The 365-nt window shown below is 64.1% G+C and carries 1 protein-coding gene; it reads right to left on the bottom strand.

Annotated features, from left to right (window positions below):
* The coding region (locus TN53_RS43010; RefSeq protein ID WP_046264368.1) for an ABC transporter substrate-binding protein at positions 1–365 on the bottom strand (365 nt) is incomplete at both ends.

Genomic DNA, 365 nt, shown 5'->3' with positions numbered 1-365 from the left:
TGCCCGGCGGTGTCGGTGGGGTTGATGTGCTTGAGCCCGTCGAGAGCCCGGTCGATCTGCGGATCGGAGAAGCGGCTGAAGTTCGAGCCGGGTTTGGCGCCGACCTTGGCGGTCTGCGCGGTGCTGAAGAAGTAGGTGTAGAGGTAGTACGGGTCCGGCGCGGGTCCCTGGTAGAGAGAGTCGATGATCAGCTGGTAGGAGCCGCGGTCCCTGGAGTCGACGAACTCGTTCCAGGACAGCTGCTGCGGGGTCACCTTGATGCCGGCGTTCTTGAGTTGCTGGCCGATCATGTTCACCGCGGTGATGTAGTCGGTCCAGCCGGAGACGGTTTTCACCGTCAGCGCCAGCGGCTTGCCGTCCTTGGC

The organism is Streptomyces sp. WM6386, assembly GCF_000972385.1.
GTDB lineage: Bacteria > Actinomycetota > Actinomycetes > Streptomycetales > Streptomycetaceae > Streptomyces.
Note: the sequence above shows the minus strand (reverse complement) of the source record. Positions and strands in the feature narration are given on the sequence as shown.